Here is a 563-nt window from a genome sequence, read left to right on the forward strand (position 1 = left end):
CAGATAGGAAAACCACCGGAGACCTGACTTTTCGTGTTACCGTGCGCCGCCAGTCCTTGCGCCAGTTGGGCGCGATGTTTATACTAGTCCATGGCTTATTGCGATGCTTGTCGTATCGTAGACTGTCTTTCGCCGTTTACGGACTGGGATGCACGCACGCATCCCTTTGCCTTTGAACACTGGGCTACTCCCTGAAATTAGGACACTGACGTAAGCTATGATTTTTTGTCACGAAAGCTTAAGCCGTGGATCGGCAAGTGAGGCGCAAGATGGTTGAGCCGACCAATCCGGACCTGCCCATCGGCAAGTAATGCAAGCCGCTGTCGATCTTGCGGTCGTCATTCTATTACACGCCCAAGGGCGAGACGGCGCTGAATCTGATGCTGATGTGTCAGATTGATGAGCAGTTCCTGGAAGCGCCGTTCTTTGGCGTGCGGCCGATGACCTGGCATCTGCGCAACGAAAGCCATCTGGTGTACGAAAAACACTTACGCCGCCTGATGCGGCTGATGGGCCTCATGCCGATCTATCAAAAGCTCAATACCAGCAAGGCGGCGGAGGGG

Annotated in this window: 1 protein-coding gene; it reads left to right on the forward strand. The window is 54.4% G+C overall.

Features of this window, described 5'->3' with window-relative positions; translation table 11 throughout:
- Window positions 1–329: 329 nt before the first annotated feature.
- The coding region (locus tag ACR0KN_RS22480) for an IS3 family transposase (RefSeq protein WP_480656708.1) at window positions 330–563 on the forward strand (234 nt) is incomplete at its 3' end.

The organism is Ruegeria sp. AP7 (genome assembly GCF_056539905.1).